The organism is Opitutia bacterium KCR 482 (assembly GCA_029269845.2).
Taxonomy (GTDB): domain Bacteria; phylum Verrucomicrobiota; class Verrucomicrobiia; order Opitutales; family Intestinicryptomonadaceae; genus Merdousia.
On the sequence record CP149973.1, the window covers coordinates 1340779 to 1355748 of the forward strand.

Below are 14970 nucleotides of genomic sequence, written 5' to 3' on the forward strand. Positions count from 1 at the left end.
CCGCGCAACACTTGCAAACTAAAAAAATGGCAAACATTACATCGCTGTTCGCGCGGTTGAAAAACGCGAATTTCATGCGCAAAACGGCAAAAATTATCCGCAACATAGAGCGGTTCGAAAAACAATACGCGGCTTTCGGAAAGCCCGACCTCCCCGCGAAGACGGGGGAATTCAGGCGCAGAATCGCGGGCGGCGAACGTCTTGAAAAAATCCTGCCCGAAGCGTTCGCGCTCGCGCGGACGGCGGCGCGGCTGATTTCGGGCGAAAGCTTTTCGGTCTGCGGACGCGAAGAAAAATGGGACATGGTGCATTACCGCGTCCAGTTGCAGGCGGGCATTGCGCTCGCCCGAAACTCCGTCTGCGAAATCGCGACGGGCGAGGGCAAAACGCTAATCGCAACTCTCCCCGCGTTCGTCTACGCGCTTTTCGGCAGGGGCTGCCACATCGCGACGGTCAACGAATACCTTGCGCGGCGCGACTGCGAGTGGATGCGCCCGCTCTACTCCGCTCTCGGGCTTTCGTGCGATTTCGTCTACGCGGGGCAGTCGGCGGAGGACAAAAAACGCGCCTACTTGGCAGACATAACCTACGGCACTGCCGCCGAATTCGGCTTCGACTATTTGCGCGACAACTCCACGACCCAATCCGCCGGCGAAAAGGTGCAGCGCGGATTCTTCTACTGCCTTGTCGACGAGGCCGACTCCGTACTTGTGGACGAAGCCCGCACGCCGCTCATAATTTCGGGCGGCGACGACGAAGCCTCGGAAAACCCCTTCGAAAAAATCCTGCCGAAAATACGCGCGCTCGTCGCCGAGCAGAACAAGCTATGCGGGGCAATCGCAGGCGAAGTCCTCGCAAAAATCACGAAAGCGGGCGCGTTCGACGAGTCCGACTTGGGGAAAATCGCGCAGGTAAAATACGGTGCGCCGCGCAACAAAATGCTCAAACGCATTCTAAAAACGGGGCTTGCCAATGTCGCGCTCGAAAAGCTCCAAACCGCGCTCGACACGAACTTGGGCGAATTCAAAAAGCGCGAAATCTCCGAAGGGCTGTTCTACTGCGTTGACGAAAAAAACAACACAGCCTCCCTCACGAAAAATGGGCAGGATTTCCTCGAACCCGACAACCCCGACGCTTTCACATTCCCCGACGCCGAAGCGAGGCTGCGGGCAATCGACGCCGACGCGTCGCTTTCGCCCGCCGAAAAGGCGGCGCGGAAATCCGAAACCGCCGAAGCCGTCTCGAAGACGGCGGAACGCCTGCAACTCGTCTCGCAGCTGCTCCGCGCGTTCTCGCTCTACGAGCGCGACGTAGACTACATTGTCCGCAACGGGAAAATCGAAATAGTAGACCCCAACACGGGCAGAGTCATGGAGGGACGCCGTTGGAGCGACGGGCTCCATCAGGCGGTGGAGGCCAAGGAGGGGCTGAAAATCGGCGCGGAAAACATCACCTACGCCACGGTTTCAATCCAAAACTATTTCCGCATGTACGCGTACCTTTCGGGCATGACTGGCACGGCGTCGGAGCTTTCCGAAGAATTCGCCGAAACCTACAAAATGTCCGCGCTCGAAATTCCGCCGAACAAGCCCTGCGTGCGAATCGACAACCCCGACATCGTTTTCCTAACGCGGGCGGAAAAATTCGCGCGGATTGTCGAAACCGTAAAATCGGTGCGGGCGCAGGGACGCCCCGTGCTCGTGGGAACGTCGAGCGTGGAGGAATCCGAAACGCTTTCGCGCATGCTGAAAATTGCGGGCGTACCCCACAACCTGCTCAACGCAAAGCACGACGCCCGCGAGGCGGAGCTTGTTGCGCGCGCGGGCGGGCGCGGCATGATTACGATAGCAACCAACATGGCGGGGCGCGGCACCGAAATCAAACTCGGCGACGGCGTAAACGAGCTTGGCGGACTTTTCGTGATAGCCTCCGAGCACAACTACTCGCGGCGAATAGACAGGCAGCTCATGGGCAGATGCGCCCGGCAGGGCGACAACGGGCAGACGCAGTTCATCGTCAGCTTGGAGGACGAAATTTTCCGCAAGTACGCCGACGTTTCGCCATTCCAGAACGCGCTTCAAAAAAGGCACCGCAAGGGCGTGCCGTTCTACCACCCGCTCTTTGCGCGGCTCGTCGAAAAGACGCAGGACAAATTGGAGGGCGACTACTCCGCCGCCCGCAAAAACATGCTTCGCTTCGACAATCCCGCCAACAAACAGCGAGCCGCCACATACGCCGCGCGCGACGAAATACTCTCAGACGAACAGCTCGGCGCGTTCATGTCCGACGCCCTGCGCCGCGCGGTATCCGACGCCGTTTTTGAGGCGCTCCCCGCCGAAGACATGGACATTTCCGACGCCGACATCGCGGCTCTCGAAATCTCCCTGCGCTCCGGGTTCGCGTTCGCCGCGGACGCGTTCGAATTCGGAGTCCGGCGAAAGGCGGACATCGCCGAAACGCTCGCAAGTCGGGCGGAGGAGTCGCTCGAAAAATCGCTCGAAATTTTCGGCGCGGAAAACGCGCTTAAAATCAAACGCTACGCCGCGCTGTCCGCGCTCGACTCGGCTTGGCGCGACCACCTTGCGCGGCTCGAAAACCTGCGCGAGGCAATCTACCTGCGCGGCTACGCCCAGAAAGACCCCTACTGCGAATTCGAGCGCGAGGCGTTCGACTCGTTCACGGAATTCTGGGGCGGTTTCAGAAAGTCGCTGTTCGGGCGCATAAAGCGGTTCGCCGACAACGCGGCGGCGGCAATCCCCGACTCTACCTCGCGCGAACGCCGAAAGAGCCTTGTGCGCTGACGCATTTCAACCCCAAAAACGAAACTACAACAATACAAAAAAGGAAACAAAATGAACATTCTTGCAGGCGCAGTCCCGCTCAACATGACGCTATCGCAAATGGCGTCGTTTTGCGGAGTGGGATTTTTAATAGTAATGGTTATTCTATCAGTACTTGCAATGTGCACTACGATAATCGGAAAGTTTTTCGAGTCGATAGACAACAAAAACAAGCAATAGAGCGCAACAAAAAGTTAATGGGAAAGAATTATTATGATTGACAGTTTGTGTGAACTTTTCCTCGAAACGGGATTTCTGTATGTAGACTGGCGCATGATTGTGATGTGGGCGATCGTGTGCGCGCTCTTCTACCTTGCGGTTTGCAAGGAGTTCGAGCCGCTTCTTCTAATCCCCATCGCGTTCGGCGCGCTGCTTGCCAACCTCCCCACGGAGGGCGTCGTGAACAAGCCCGCGGGGGCGGTAATTTCGCCCGAAGCCGCGATTGTAAAAAACGTTTTCGTCTCGAAAGGCGACGCGGTTTTCGTGCCGCGCGTTGTAAAGCATTTGCCGAAAACCGTCGGGGAAATAGCGGCGGAGTCGGGGCTTCCGCCGGATAAGGCGGGACGCGCGGTCGCCGACTATTTCGAAGAACTCGCCGACATCACCTCGCCCGAAGGGCGTTCCGACGTCTTCAAAAAGGCGAAGGGCATTCCGGATTTGCTTGCGGTAGTTTCGCCCTCAAAGAGCGCGGGAACACAGGCGGCGTCCGAAAAATTCGAAGTCGATTTCAGGGGGCAAAAGCTCCTGCTCGGCGCGGACGACATTCTTGTCTGGGCGTCGGCGTCGGGCGACGTCGTGGAAGTCGCGGCGTCGGCTGGCGACAGGCTCGAAAACGGCGAGACAATCGTAGACGTGTACAGCCCGCGCACGGGCGGTCTGTACTACTACCTGCAAATGGGCGTGCTGCTCGAAATCTTCCCGCCGTTGATTTTCCTCGGCGTCGGCGCGTTGACGGACTTCGGCCCGCTTATCGCAAACCCCAAGACGCTCATTCTCGGCGGCGCGGCGCAGTTCGGGGTTTTCGCGACGTTCATCGGCGCGATGTTCCTTAAATTCACCGCTCCCGAAGCCGCGTCAATAGGCATTATCGGCGGCGCGGACGGGCCGACTTCGATTTTCATAACCAACAAGCTCGCGCCCGATTTGCTTGCGCCGATTGCCGTCGCCGCGTACAGCTACATGGCTCTTGTGCCGATTATCCAGCCGCCGATTATGCGCGCGCTCACAACCGAGGCGGAACGCAAAATCAGAATGAAGAGCATGCGCAAGGTAGGAAAAGTGGAAAAGCTCGTGTTTGCGCTCGTGGTTTCAATCACCTGCATTCTGCTTGTGCCCGACGTCTCCGCGCTTGTCGGCATGCTCATGCTCGGCAATTTCCTGCGCGAATGCGGCGTCTGCGAACGCCTCAGCAAGGCGGCGCAAAACGAGCTTATAAATGTAACGACGATTTTCCTCGGAACGTCGGTCGGCATCACGATGACGGGCGACAGGTTCATACGCGTCGAAACGCTTTCGATTCTCGCGCTGGGCGTCGTGGCGTTCGGCTTCTCCACGGCGGCGGGGGTCGTCATGGCAAAGTGCATGAACCTGTTCCTCAAAGACAAAATCAACCCTCTCATCGGCTCGGCGGGAGTCTCGGCGGTGCCCATGGCGGCAAGAGTCTCGCAAATCGAGGGACAAAAAGCCGACCCGTCGAACTTCCTGCTCATGCACGCAATGGGCCCGAACGTCGCGGGGGTTATCGGCACCGCGCTCGTCGCGGGATACTTCATTTCGACGATAGCTGCGAAATAAATTGACACGCGCCCGCCGATATTCGATTTTTCCACTTCAAATATCGGCGGCTTGCCGCAAAGTCAAACGGGAGAAACACTCTTGAAAAGATACATAAAAAGGAAATACCTCCAACTCTACCGCAAAATCGTGCACGAAAAGGCGTCGCCCGAATACATCGCGCGCGGCTGGGCGGTGGGAATGTTTTTCGGCTGCCTGCTGCCGTTCGGCGTGCAGCTTTTCTTCTCCGTGCCCGCGGCGTTTCTGCTGCGCGGGAGCAAAATCGGGGCGGTCGTGGGAACGTTCATCACAAACCACTTCACGATTTTCCTGATTTACCCGCTGCAATGCTATTTCGGCTCGATGCTGATCGGCAACCCGCTTTCGTACGGCGACATCACAAGCGCGATGTCGGAAGTTCTCGACAAGCAGGATTGGAACTCGCTGCTCGCGCTCGGCGGAAACCTCGTTGCGGCTTTCTTTGCGGGAGGCTTCGTGTTCGCGGCGGCGACGACGCCGATTACATACTTCGGCATAAAAAAGCTCGTCGAAAAATACAGAAACAAAAACGCAAAGCAGGCGGCGGCAAAATAACCGCGCAAAGCCAAGGCGTTGAAAAAGGCAATTTCCGGACAATTCCCGACGGCAAAAGCTGTCGGGATTTTTTGTGCTGCGGGGGAAATCCGCCCCGTCCTGTTTGCCTATTCCTACCGCGCGGAAACGCCGCAAAAGAGCGCGGCAAACTTCACCCCACATCAAAAAAAACGTCGGCGCAAACTTGCAAAACCGCCGCGCAAAGACACAAAAAAACACCCGATTTCGGGCGTTTCATTTGTTTTTATTTCGACTCCGCGCGGTGTGCGGCGCGCCACTTTTCGCGATGGTTCATAATCCAATCGAGAAGGGCTCTGTCGTAGCCGATGTCATGCCCCGCCTTTTCGGATTCGAGCCATTTGTGTTTGAGAATTTCCTCGCGCTCCGCGAGAAATTCGCGGTAAACGCTCGAACGGCGCAACGACGTATCGTCGGGAGTAGTCGATTTCAGCCTTGTTCGTTTGGTCATAAATTGGGGTGTCCTATAATCCTTGTTGTAGGCAAGAGTGTGCCACGCCCGCCCCCGACTGCAAGCAAATTCTAACGCCGAGAAAAACCGCCGACTGCGGCGAATCACTTTGCGCGACCGACGAGAATTTCCGCAAGCTCCGGCGAAAGAATTTTCCGCGTGTCGTCGTCCACAAGGCTGAACCTGTTGCCGTCGTTGGGCGTGCTAAGATAATTCCAGACGCAATAGGAAATTCCGTTTTCTTTGAGGATTGAAATTACGTCGCGCATGTAGTTTTCGCGCGACTCTTTCGGCGCGTGGCGGATTGTCCCGAATTCGCCGCACCACAAAATTTTTTCGGGGTGTTTTTTTGCGAACGCGATTGCCGGCGAGAGCATTTTTTCGAGCCACGCCCTGTCCATGCGCTCCGCGCTTCCGTAGGGGTTTTTGTCTCCGCAAAATTCGGAAAACTCCGCATACGGCTTGATGTCGGACGGATAGCGCATAACCCTGTTGTAGGCAAGCGGCTTTGCCTGCAAAACGCCGCGCTGGTGGGTGAAGACATACGGCTCGTAAAAATGAAATGTGTAGATTACGTTGGGGTCGTCGAAGAGCCGCAGGTCTTTGAGCCGCCACGCGGAATTCCACGACGTGGAGCCGACGATTATTTTGCGCGTCGGGTTTTCCGCGCGGATTGCCGCCACCGTTTCCGCCGCAAGCGAATTCCATTTTTCGGGCGGCACGTTCAGAACCTCGTTGAGAAGCTCGAACGCAACCTGCGGCTCGGACGCAAACCTGCGCTCCATCTCAACCCACAACGCGACAAAGCGCGCGCGCAGTTCGGGAGAATCGAGGAGCGTCGCGCTCTCGGGAACGTCGCAATAGTTGCCGACCGCCTTGTGCAAGTTCAGCACGACGTTCAGCTTGTGCGCCTTTGCCCATTTTACAAAATTCTGCATCTGCCGCATTGCGGACTCGCGGTAGACGCGCGGCGACTCCTCCACGACGATTTGGTCGAAGCCCAAGCGCACATGGTCGAAGCCGAGCGACGCTATGTATGCGACATCGGCTTCGGCAATGTACGATTCGAAATGTTCGAGGTCGCCGACGGTGATTTTAAACTTTTGGTCGTCGGGCAGAACATTCGGACGCTTGTAGTTTGTCAGCCAGCCGCCTACGCCCATGCCGCAGCGAAAGCCGTCAAACTCGGCGGCACAAAGCCCCGCAGCAGACAAAAGCAAAAATGCAAAAAAAACGAGTGTCGTAAATTTCATCATAACGCAAAACCTTTCTTCAAGCGAGAATCGCACCGCCGACGCGCGGCGTCAAACTTTTCAAGGCTTAAAAATATGCAACCGTTGCATATTGCATTTGACGCATTTATAATTTTTTGCAAAATTGAATTTAAAATTGCGCTAAAAAAAATACCGACATGCCCAGTAAGAGAAAAAACCTCGAAGCCGTTGCCGCGCTTGCAAAATGCTCCGCAAGCAGCGTGTCGCGCGCGCTGTCGGGTTCGGGATATGTGTCCGAAAAACTTCGGGCAAAAATACGCGCCGCCGCCGACAAGTGCGGATACAGGCGGAACGAGCCGCTTTCACGCACAATGTCGGCGGTGAGGTCATCGCGCCCGAACATCGAGACGGTCGCATTTGTAAACACAAAAAGCGTGCGCGACGTATCGAAATCGTATTCGGCAATAGCAAGGTATGTGGCGGCGGCAAAGCGGCAGGCGGAGCGGCTCGGTCTGAATGTGTGCGACATTTGGCTCGGCGAAAAAAATTTCACGCCAAGCAAGTTCGAGAAAATCATGTCGGCGAGGGGCATTCGCGGCGGGATTATTTTCGGGCACTACTACAAGGACAGCATTCCAGAAAACTTCAAAAAGGTTCTCGGCAAATTCAAGTTCGTATCGATGGGCGTGCGGGCTAACGCGCCCGTGGAGAAGTCGGTCTACATGGACAGGTTTTTGATTACGCGCGGCTTCACAGAGCGCATAATCCGCGCGGGATACAGGCGCGTCGGGTTTGTCGTGGAGCGCTTTGCCGACAGCTACGAAAACGGGAAATTTTCGGGCGGCTTTTTGCGCGCGCAGCTTGCGCGCAAAAACGCGCATCCGATTCCGCCGCTGTTTTTCGGGCGCGACGAAAAAAACAACTTGAAGCGGCTTGAGGAATACATAGGCAGGCATTCGCCCGACGCGGTTTTCAGCTATTCGACGGATATTTCCGACACAATCGAAAGCGCGGATTTGCGCCCGTCAAAAAAGCCGAAATTCTTCCACTACGACGAACGCTATTTTTCGCCCGAAACGGGAGCGATAAAAAATCAAAGCGAAGTCGGGAAGCTTGCGGTTCTTACGCTTGCAGAAATTTTGCGCGGATACGCCGCGCCCGTCGCCGAAACCGCAATAGAGCCGAAGTGGAAATAAAAAGCCGCCGAGCGTTTTTTTGCTTTGGAGTCGGGGCGCGCGGAGAGCGCGTTAGAAGAATATCGAGAATGTTTTGGGGTCGCCGCTTTTGAAGTTGCCCGCGCCCGACATATCGCAGACTTTCGTCTTCACGGTGCCCTTGGTCTTCACGGTGCCCTTGGGCGACTTGCCCTTAACGCGCATTGTATTGTCCGCGTGTAATGGCAAAATATAAAAAAAGCGGCGCGGGAAAAACGCCCGACGCCGCTTCAAAACGGAAAAATCCGCGCTACGCTTCGACGACTTCCGCCGAAAGAATTTTCTGCTCTTCGACGGGTCTGTCCATGAAGCCCGTTTCGCAGTTTTCAATCTTCTTTACGACTTCGTAGCCCTCGGCGACTTCGCCGAAAATAGTGTGGTGCATGTGCAGCCACGGCGTGGGAACTGTCGTGATGAAGAACTGGCTGCCGTTTGTGCCGGGGCCTGCGTTCGCCATTGCAAGAAGTCCCTGCTTGTCGAAGCCGACGTTGGGGTCGCACTCGTCCTCGAACGCGCGTCCCCAGACGGACTGTCCGCCGCAGCCGCTTCCCGTGGGGTCGCCGCCCTGAATCATGAAATCCCTGATTACGCGGTGGAAGATGATGCCGTCGTAGTAGCCCTTTTGCGCGAGCTTAACGAAGTTTTCGCACGCCTTGGGCGCGATTTTCGGGAAGAGCTTCAGCTTGATGTCGCCCTGTGTTGTTTTAAGAATTACGAAAGTGTTTTCGTTCATTATAATTCCTTTCTATTTGTGTTTTGCAATTTCGCAGCCCCTGAATTTCGGGCACGACTGGCATTCAACGATGATGTCCTGCGCCGACTTGCCCGGGGGAATGAAGGGCAGAACGTGTTCGTCGTGCTCTACGACCACTTCGAGCAGGTAGGGCTTCTTTGAGGCGAGCATTTCGCGCATTGCCGAATCAAGCTCTTCGCGCTTCGACACGCGTTTGCACGCCCAGCCGTAGCCCTCGGCTATTTTGCGGTAGTCGGGGTAGATTGCATCGAGGTTGTCGGGCCCGCCCTGATTGTTCGGGTCGAGGGAAAGGTCGGTATTGCCGCGCGTGCCGCCGTACATCATGTCCTCCCACTGCATGACCATTCCGAGGAACTGGTTGTTGAGCAGAAGCACCTTGACGGGCAGCTTTTCCGCGACCGCCGTCGCCATTTCCTGAATGTTCATCTGAAACGAGCCGTCGCCGTCAACGTCCACGACGTTCGCTTCGGGACGCGCCGCCTTTACGCCGATTGCCGACGGAAGCCCGAAGCCCATCGTGCCCGCGCCGAGCGAGCTGATGAACTGGCGCGGCTTCGAGAACACGAAGTTCTGCGGAGTCCACATCTGGTGCTGCCCGACGCCCGTCGTAACCACGACCTTGTCGTCCGACGCCTTGTAGAGCGCGGAAATCGCCTCCTGCGATGTGAGGTTTCTGCGCTTGTTGAAAGAGAACGGATAGGGGTAGCGCGTTTTCCAGCACTTGATTGTATTGAGCCATTCGGAGAGGTCGGGCTTGGGTGTCCTGCCTTTTTTTGCGAGCTCAAGCAGGCGTTTGAGCGCGTACTTGACTTCGCTGTGGACGCCGAGCGCAACCTTTACGTTCTTGTTCTGTTCCGCGAAATCTATGTCGAGGTGCACGACTTTCGCGTGGGGCGCGAATTTGGAAACCGTGCCCGTAATGCGGTCGCTAAAACGCGTGCCGAACGCAAGCAGGAGGTCGGAATTGAGAACCGCGCTGTTGCCCGCGAACGTGCCGTGCATGCCGAACCAGTAGAGGTTTTTGTCTTCGAGCGGGTTTACCGAGCCTATGCCCATGAGCGTGTTCGCCACGGGTATGCCGAAATATTTCGAGAACGCGTCAAGCTCTTTCGACGCCTCCGCCGCGATGATTCCGCCGCCCGCGTAGATTACGGGCTTCTTCGCCTGCGAGACCATTTCGAGAAGCTTTACAAGCTCTTCGTCGGAGGCATGCGGAATTTTCGGCAGTCCGGGGAGGTCGGGCTTTGCGTCGAAATCGGGCGAGACCATCTGCTGCTGCACGTCTTTGGGAATGTCGATAAGCACCGGCCCGGGGCGTCCCGACTTCGCGATAAGGAACGCCTCCCTGATTGTCTGAGGAAGGTCGTTTGCGTCGAGCACCAAGTAGCTGTGTTTGACAACCGGCAGCGTCATTCCGAAAACGTCGGTTTCCTGAAACGCGCTTTTGCCGATGAGCGACTGGAACACCTGCCCCGTGATTGCCACAAGCGGAACGCTGTCCATGTACGCGTCCGAAATCGCCGTAAGCAGGTTCATTGCGCCGGGGCCGCTTGTCGCCATGCAGACGCCCACTTTGCCCGTCGAACGCGCGTATCCCTGCGCCATAAAGCCGCCGCCCTGTTCGTGGCGCGGAAGCACAACCCTTATTTTTTTCGTGCGCGTAAGGGCGTTGTGCATGTCGATAATCGAGCCGCCGGGGTATGCGAAAATCGTGTCCACGCCCTCGTTTTCGAGACATCTTACGACTACGTCCGTACCCTTCATTAGTTTGGGCGCGGGTGCGGATTTCTTTGCAGTCGTTTTATTTGCCGTTTTTTTCATATCGCTGTCTTTACTTTATTAAACATTTCAAGATAACACACAATCGGGCGGCTTCAACAAAAAAAGTTCGCGTCTGGCGTGCGCCCTACGCGAACTTTCGGTTGTCGAAAAAAATCTTCAACCAGCGGCTATTTTTTTTCGCGGACAAGCAGCACATAGGCCTCCGTCCGGTCGCCATTGCGGCGTTTGACAATCTTCTTGCCGAGGCTTGCGGGAATGGTAAGTTTGCCGTCCGAAATCTTTACAGAGTCGCTTACGTCGATTGCCTCTTTTTCGAGCAAATCCTGTGCGAGAACTTCCACTTTCTTGTCGGTGCCGAGTTTGAAGCTTATGTCGCCGTTGACATCGAACAGGCAGATTTTTCTGTTAAGGCAGTCGAGGTTCACATCGACATCCGCGCATGGCGTGTAGATTCTGTCGGAATCCGCCGTCATTCGCGGAGTCATAGAAAGGGCGAACGAACCATTGGGGTGGAGCGTAGCCTGAACGTAGGGCTGCATTCCGTTGCGGGGCTTGACTTTCGGATTTTCGATGCCGCGCGAAACTACCGCGGGCGCGCTCTGCTTTACGGGCTTGCCCCACGCCGCCACGAACCAAACGGAATTGGGCTTGAATGTCCACACATCTTCGAGGCGTTCTTTGGAAACGAAAATTTCGAGGTCTTTCATCGGCACTGCGGGCGCGATTCGCTGCCAAAGCACCGCGCGGATTGCCCCCCAGCGCACGCCGCTATCGTGGACGACATTATCCCAGTCCATAATGCCGACAGCCGCCCCGAGGCCTACCGAAAGCGACATATTGTTCTCGACGGAAAGAATCGCCCGCGAGCCGGATTTTCGGCCGCTCAAAAGCTCGTACGCCGCGCGGTCGACAGTGGTTGTAGATTCAATCGGGGGAAGCACGTCGTAGGTTCTGAATACGTTCGAGAATTTTACCGTGCCGTCCACATTCGACAAAACATTGGGCTTTGTCTTCGAAAATTCGCCGCTACCCCGCATTTTCCTTACGTCGAAATCGTTAAACGGCGCGGTGGGAACGGCATGCTCCACAAAACGCGCTCTTTCCAATATTTGCGCAACGCTTCGGGCGAAAGTTTGCTATTGCGGTTTTCTCCCTTTGCCTGCGCGGAAACCCAAACACCCGCGCCGCGCCAGCCGCGCTCTTTCAGCATTTTGTTGAGTGTTTTGAGCCGCTGCGCGGGATTGCCCGTGCAAGACGGGAATTTTTTCTCGTCAAGTTCGAACGAGCCGAATGCGTCGGATTTTTTCGCGGGCGTGTTGTACGGAACGTCCCAGCCGTCGTCGAGAAGCATATAGACATCTTTGCGAATTTCGGGCCAAAAATTCGCCCAGCCGTTTTCTCCGAATATCAAATCTTCGTTAATGCACGAGCGGGCAAAGTCAGCGCCGCCGCCTTGGTCGCCCTCGAACGCTATTTCGCGCTTTACGGTTTCGCGCACTTTTTCCGCCTGTTCTCCGCCGATTCCGTTCTGTATCCCCCAAGTGCACCAGATGTTCGGGCCTTTCGAAGGCTTGTCCGGCACGAGATTTTCGGCAAACGCCGTTGCCGAAAGTATCGACAATGCGGCAAACGCCGCTACTTTGATTTTGTTTTTCTTCTCCATAATATATAAAAGTTAAAATAAGCAACATTTGGCGATTCTCCGCCGCATTGTCAAAAAAAAAGTCCGCCCCAATGGAACGGACTTTCAAAGAAATTTCAAAAAATACTACAAATTGAAATACGACTTTGCGTTGTAGTAGGAAATGTCGGAAACGAGCTTGCCCACAAGCGCCATGTCCTTCGGCAAAAAGCCGCTTTCCATTTCCTTTCCGAGCATGTTGCAGAGTATGCGGCGGAAATACTCGTGGCGGGCGTACGAAAGGAACGAGCGCGAGTCCGTAAGCATTCCCACGAACCTGCCCAGCAGCGACAGGCTGGAGACCGCTTCGAGCTGTCTGCGCATGCCGTCGAAGCTGTCGTTGAACCACCACGCCGCGCCGAGTTGCAGTTTCCCGGGGCAGAGGGAGTCCTGAAAATTGCCGAGCATTGCGCCAATCATCTCGTTGTCTTTCGGGTTGATGTTGTAGATGATTGTCTTTCCGAGCGTACCCGTTTCGGCGATTTTGTTGAGGTGTTTTGCAAGCGGCGTCGCGTAGTTCGACTCTCCGATTGAGTCGAAGCCCGCGTCCGCGCCGAGCTTCTCGAACATCGGCTTGTTTGCGTTGCGGATTGGCCCTATGTGCAACTGGCGAACCCAGCCCCTTTCGTAGTCCATCGCCGCGCATTCGTTGAGGATTGCCGACTTGAACGCAACCACTTCTTCGTGCGCCAGATGTTCGGGCGACGAAATCGCCTTTTTGAAAGTGTCCTCCACCTCGTAGTAGAACGAGTTTTTGTACCAGACGGTCTCGATGCCGTAGTCGGAGACGCGGCAGCCGTGTTCGTGGAAATAGTCGTGCCTGATTTTGATTGCCGCAATCAGGTCGTAGTAGGATTTAATTTCCACGCCCGACACTTTTTCGAGCGCGTCGAGGTATTTTATGTACGCCTCGTGCCCCTCTATTGCGAACGCCTTGTCGGGGCGGAAAGTCGGGCGCACCTTGACGGGGAAGCCTTCGTCCTCCAATTTTTTGTGGTAGGAAAGGTCGGAAACGATGTCGTCGGTCGTGCAGACCGCCTCGACGTTGCTTTGCGCCATGCACTCGCGCGCGCCGAGCCCCGAAAGGAGAACTTCGTTCGCCCTGTTCCAGACTTCCTCGGCGGTGTCGCCCGAAAGGAGAATGTCGTCTATTCCGAAGAAGCGGGCAAGCTCCAAGTGGCACCAGTGGTACATGGGGTTGCGGAGCATGTAGGGCATTGCCTCGGCGAATTTCTGGAATTTTTCCCTGTCGGACGCGTCGCCCGTGCAGTATTTTTCCTCCGCGCCGTTGCTGCGCATGAGACGCCATTTGTAGTGGTCGCCGCCCAGCCACACTTGGGCGATGTTGTCCCAGTGTTTGTTTTCGGCAATCTCCTTGGGGTCGAGATGGCAGTGGAAGTCGATAAGGGGAAGCCTCTCGGCGAATTCGTGGTACAATTCGCGCGAATACTTGTTCTCCAAAAGAAAATCGTTCGAAATAAATTTTTCCATTGACTTCAAGCGTCTCAAACGTTTGAGTTTTGGTCAAGTAATTTCTTGCGCTTCGAACGACTTTTCGCCCGCGTTTTTTCGGTAGAATCGGGTTGAGAAAGTTGCGCACCGCAGGCTTAATTTTTCCTCAACACACAGAAAGCTCCCCATGAAAGTAACCCAGCGCGACATCGCAAAAAAAATAGGCGTTTCGACTTCGCTCGTTTCGAGAGTGCTGTCGGGACAGGCGCACAAAATCGGCGTCCACCCCAAGAAGATTGAAGACATCATCAGAACCGCGAAGGAAATGAACTACGTTCCGTCGCCTGCGGCTCTCATTTTGAAGGGCAAGAAGAGCCGCACGGTAGGCATTGTCGCCTACGACTTCTACGACCCCTACTTCTCCTTCCTCATCAGCGAGCTTCAGGAGCTTTCGCACGGCAACAACTATTCGCTGCTGCTGGTGGGCTTCCTCAACAGAAAGCCCTGCGAGTCAGACCTGCTTCCGCTCTACAAGCACTCGGTTGACGGCATAATCGTCCTCGGCTCCTACGGCGACCTCTCTTGGACTGAGGCGTTCAAGGACATTCCGATTGCGCGCATCGGGCACGGCTCTCACCCGAACCTCACGCTTTCAATCAGCATCGACGAAAACGACGCCATGCGCAAAATCTTCACGCACCTCGTGCGCGACTTGGGTTTGAAGAGAATCGCGTTCGCCTCGCGCGAAATCCCCGCGCACCACTTGCGCTGCGCCGCCGCCGAGGAAGTCGCAAAAGACTTCGACTGCCGCTTCGACTCGCTCTCGCCGTCCTCCGACACGAACGACTTCAAGGTCGGTCAGGAAATCGCGCGCGACCTCCTCAAAACCGGCAGGGACAAGCTCCCCGACGCAATCATCTGCGCGACCGACACAATCGCCATGGGCGTCATCAAGAAGTTCTACGAAGTCGGCGTGCGCGTCCCCGAGGACGTCGCAATAACGGGCTTCGACGACATTCCCTCCGCCGCAAACTACATTCCGTCGGTCACGTCTTTCAGGCAGCCCGTCAAGCAGTTTGCAAAAGAGTGCTTCAACGCCGTCATGGAAAACTCCGAGCCGAAAGTAGAGCACCTTGAAGGCGAGCTTATCATCAGAAAAAGCACAATGAAAATTTAACAAAACAAATACGCATTATC

Annotated in this window: 14 protein-coding genes; 6 read left to right on the forward strand and 8 right to left on the reverse strand. The window is 55.9% G+C overall.

Annotated features, from left to right (window positions below):
- The first annotated feature begins 26 nt into the window (after positions 1-26).
- The 4 genes from secA (at position 27) to P3B99_005580 (ending at position 5207) form a co-directional block, all read left to right on the forward strand.
- Positions 27-2801 (forward strand): preprotein translocase subunit SecA, encoded by a 2775-nt coding sequence (secA, locus tag P3B99_005565; protein WYJ06680.1) that lies wholly within the window; start codon positions 27-29, stop codon positions 2799-2801.
- A 51-nt stretch (positions 2802-2852) separates the two neighbouring features.
- Complete coding sequence (locus P3B99_005570) at positions 2853-3020, forward strand: hypothetical protein (GenBank protein ID WYJ06681.1); 168 nt, start codon at positions 2853-2855, stop codon at positions 3018-3020.
- A gap of 102 nt (positions 3021-3122) precedes the next feature.
- Complete coding sequence (locus P3B99_005575; protein ID WYJ08443.1) at positions 3123-4634, forward strand: sodium ion-translocating decarboxylase subunit beta; 1512 nt, start codon at positions 3123-3125, stop codon at positions 4632-4634.
- An 81-nt stretch (positions 4635-4715) separates the two neighbouring features.
- The gene (locus P3B99_005580; GenBank protein ID WYJ06682.1) at positions 4716-5207 is read left to right on the forward strand and encodes a DUF2062 domain-containing protein; all 492 of its coding nucleotides are present in this window, start codon (positions 4716-4718) and stop codon (positions 5205-5207) included.
- A gap of 244 nt (positions 5208-5451) precedes the next feature.
- Here P3B99_005580 and P3B99_005585 read toward each other — a convergent pair whose 3' ends face one another.
- Both P3B99_005585 and P3B99_005590 read right to left on the reverse strand, forming a co-directional pair.
- Complete coding sequence (locus P3B99_005585; protein WYJ06683.1) at positions 5452-5676, reverse strand: DUF4032 domain-containing protein; 225 nt, start codon at positions 5674-5676, stop codon at positions 5452-5454.
- 104 nt (positions 5677-5780) lie between these two features.
- Positions 5781-6932, reverse strand: coding sequence for a glycoside hydrolase family 5 protein (locus tag P3B99_005590; protein ID WYJ06684.1), 1152 nt, complete (start codon positions 6930-6932; stop codon positions 5781-5783).
- Between the two features lie 155 nt (positions 6933-7087).
- On the opposite strand from P3B99_005590, the gene P3B99_005595 reads away from it, so the two are divergent.
- Positions 7088-8086 carry a LacI family DNA-binding transcriptional regulator gene (locus tag P3B99_005595; GenBank protein WYJ06685.1) on the forward strand — a complete coding sequence of 333 codons (999 nt, stop codon included), beginning with the start codon at positions 7088-7090 and terminating at the stop codon, positions 8084-8086.
- Between the two features lie 51 nt (positions 8087-8137).
- Here the strand turns inward: P3B99_005595 and P3B99_005600 are convergent, their stop codons facing one another.
- From P3B99_005600 to uxaC, 6 genes are all read right to left on the reverse strand, one after another.
- The gene (locus P3B99_005600; GenBank protein ID WYJ06686.1) at positions 8138-8269 is read right to left on the reverse strand and encodes a hypothetical protein; all 132 of its coding nucleotides are present in this window, start codon (positions 8267-8269) and stop codon (positions 8138-8140) included.
- Positions 8270-8354: 85 nt separating this feature from the next.
- Positions 8355-8837 (reverse strand): peptidylprolyl isomerase, encoded by a 483-nt coding sequence (locus P3B99_005605; protein WYJ06687.1) that lies wholly within the window; start codon positions 8835-8837, stop codon positions 8355-8357.
- A 12-nt stretch (positions 8838-8849) separates the two neighbouring features.
- Entirely contained in the window at positions 8850-10679 is a 1830-nt protein-coding gene (gene ilvB, locus P3B99_005610) for a biosynthetic-type acetolactate synthase large subunit (protein WYJ06688.1), read from the reverse strand.
- Between the two features lie 128 nt (positions 10680-10807).
- Positions 10808-11746, reverse strand: a complete 939-nt coding sequence (locus P3B99_005615) for a hypothetical protein (protein WYJ06689.1) — start codon at positions 11744-11746, stop codon at positions 10808-10810.
- On the reverse strand, positions 11683-12303 hold the full coding sequence (locus tag P3B99_005620) for a hypothetical protein (protein ID WYJ06690.1): 621 nt from the start codon (positions 12301-12303) through the stop codon (positions 11683-11685). Before P3B99_005620 ends, P3B99_005615 begins: the two co-directional genes overlap by 64 nt.
- A gap of 105 nt (positions 12304-12408) precedes the next feature.
- Positions 12409-13812 carry a glucuronate isomerase gene (uxaC, locus tag P3B99_005625; protein ID WYJ06691.1) on the reverse strand — a complete coding sequence of 468 codons (1404 nt, stop codon included), beginning with the start codon at positions 13810-13812 and terminating at the stop codon, positions 12409-12411.
- Positions 13813-13960: 148 nt separating this feature from the next.
- Here uxaC and P3B99_005630 point away from each other — a divergent pair, with 148 nt between their 5' ends.
- Positions 13961-14950 (forward strand): LacI family DNA-binding transcriptional regulator, encoded by a 990-nt coding sequence (locus P3B99_005630; protein WYJ06692.1) that lies wholly within the window; start codon positions 13961-13963, stop codon positions 14948-14950.
- Positions 14951-14970: the final 20 nt, after the last annotated feature.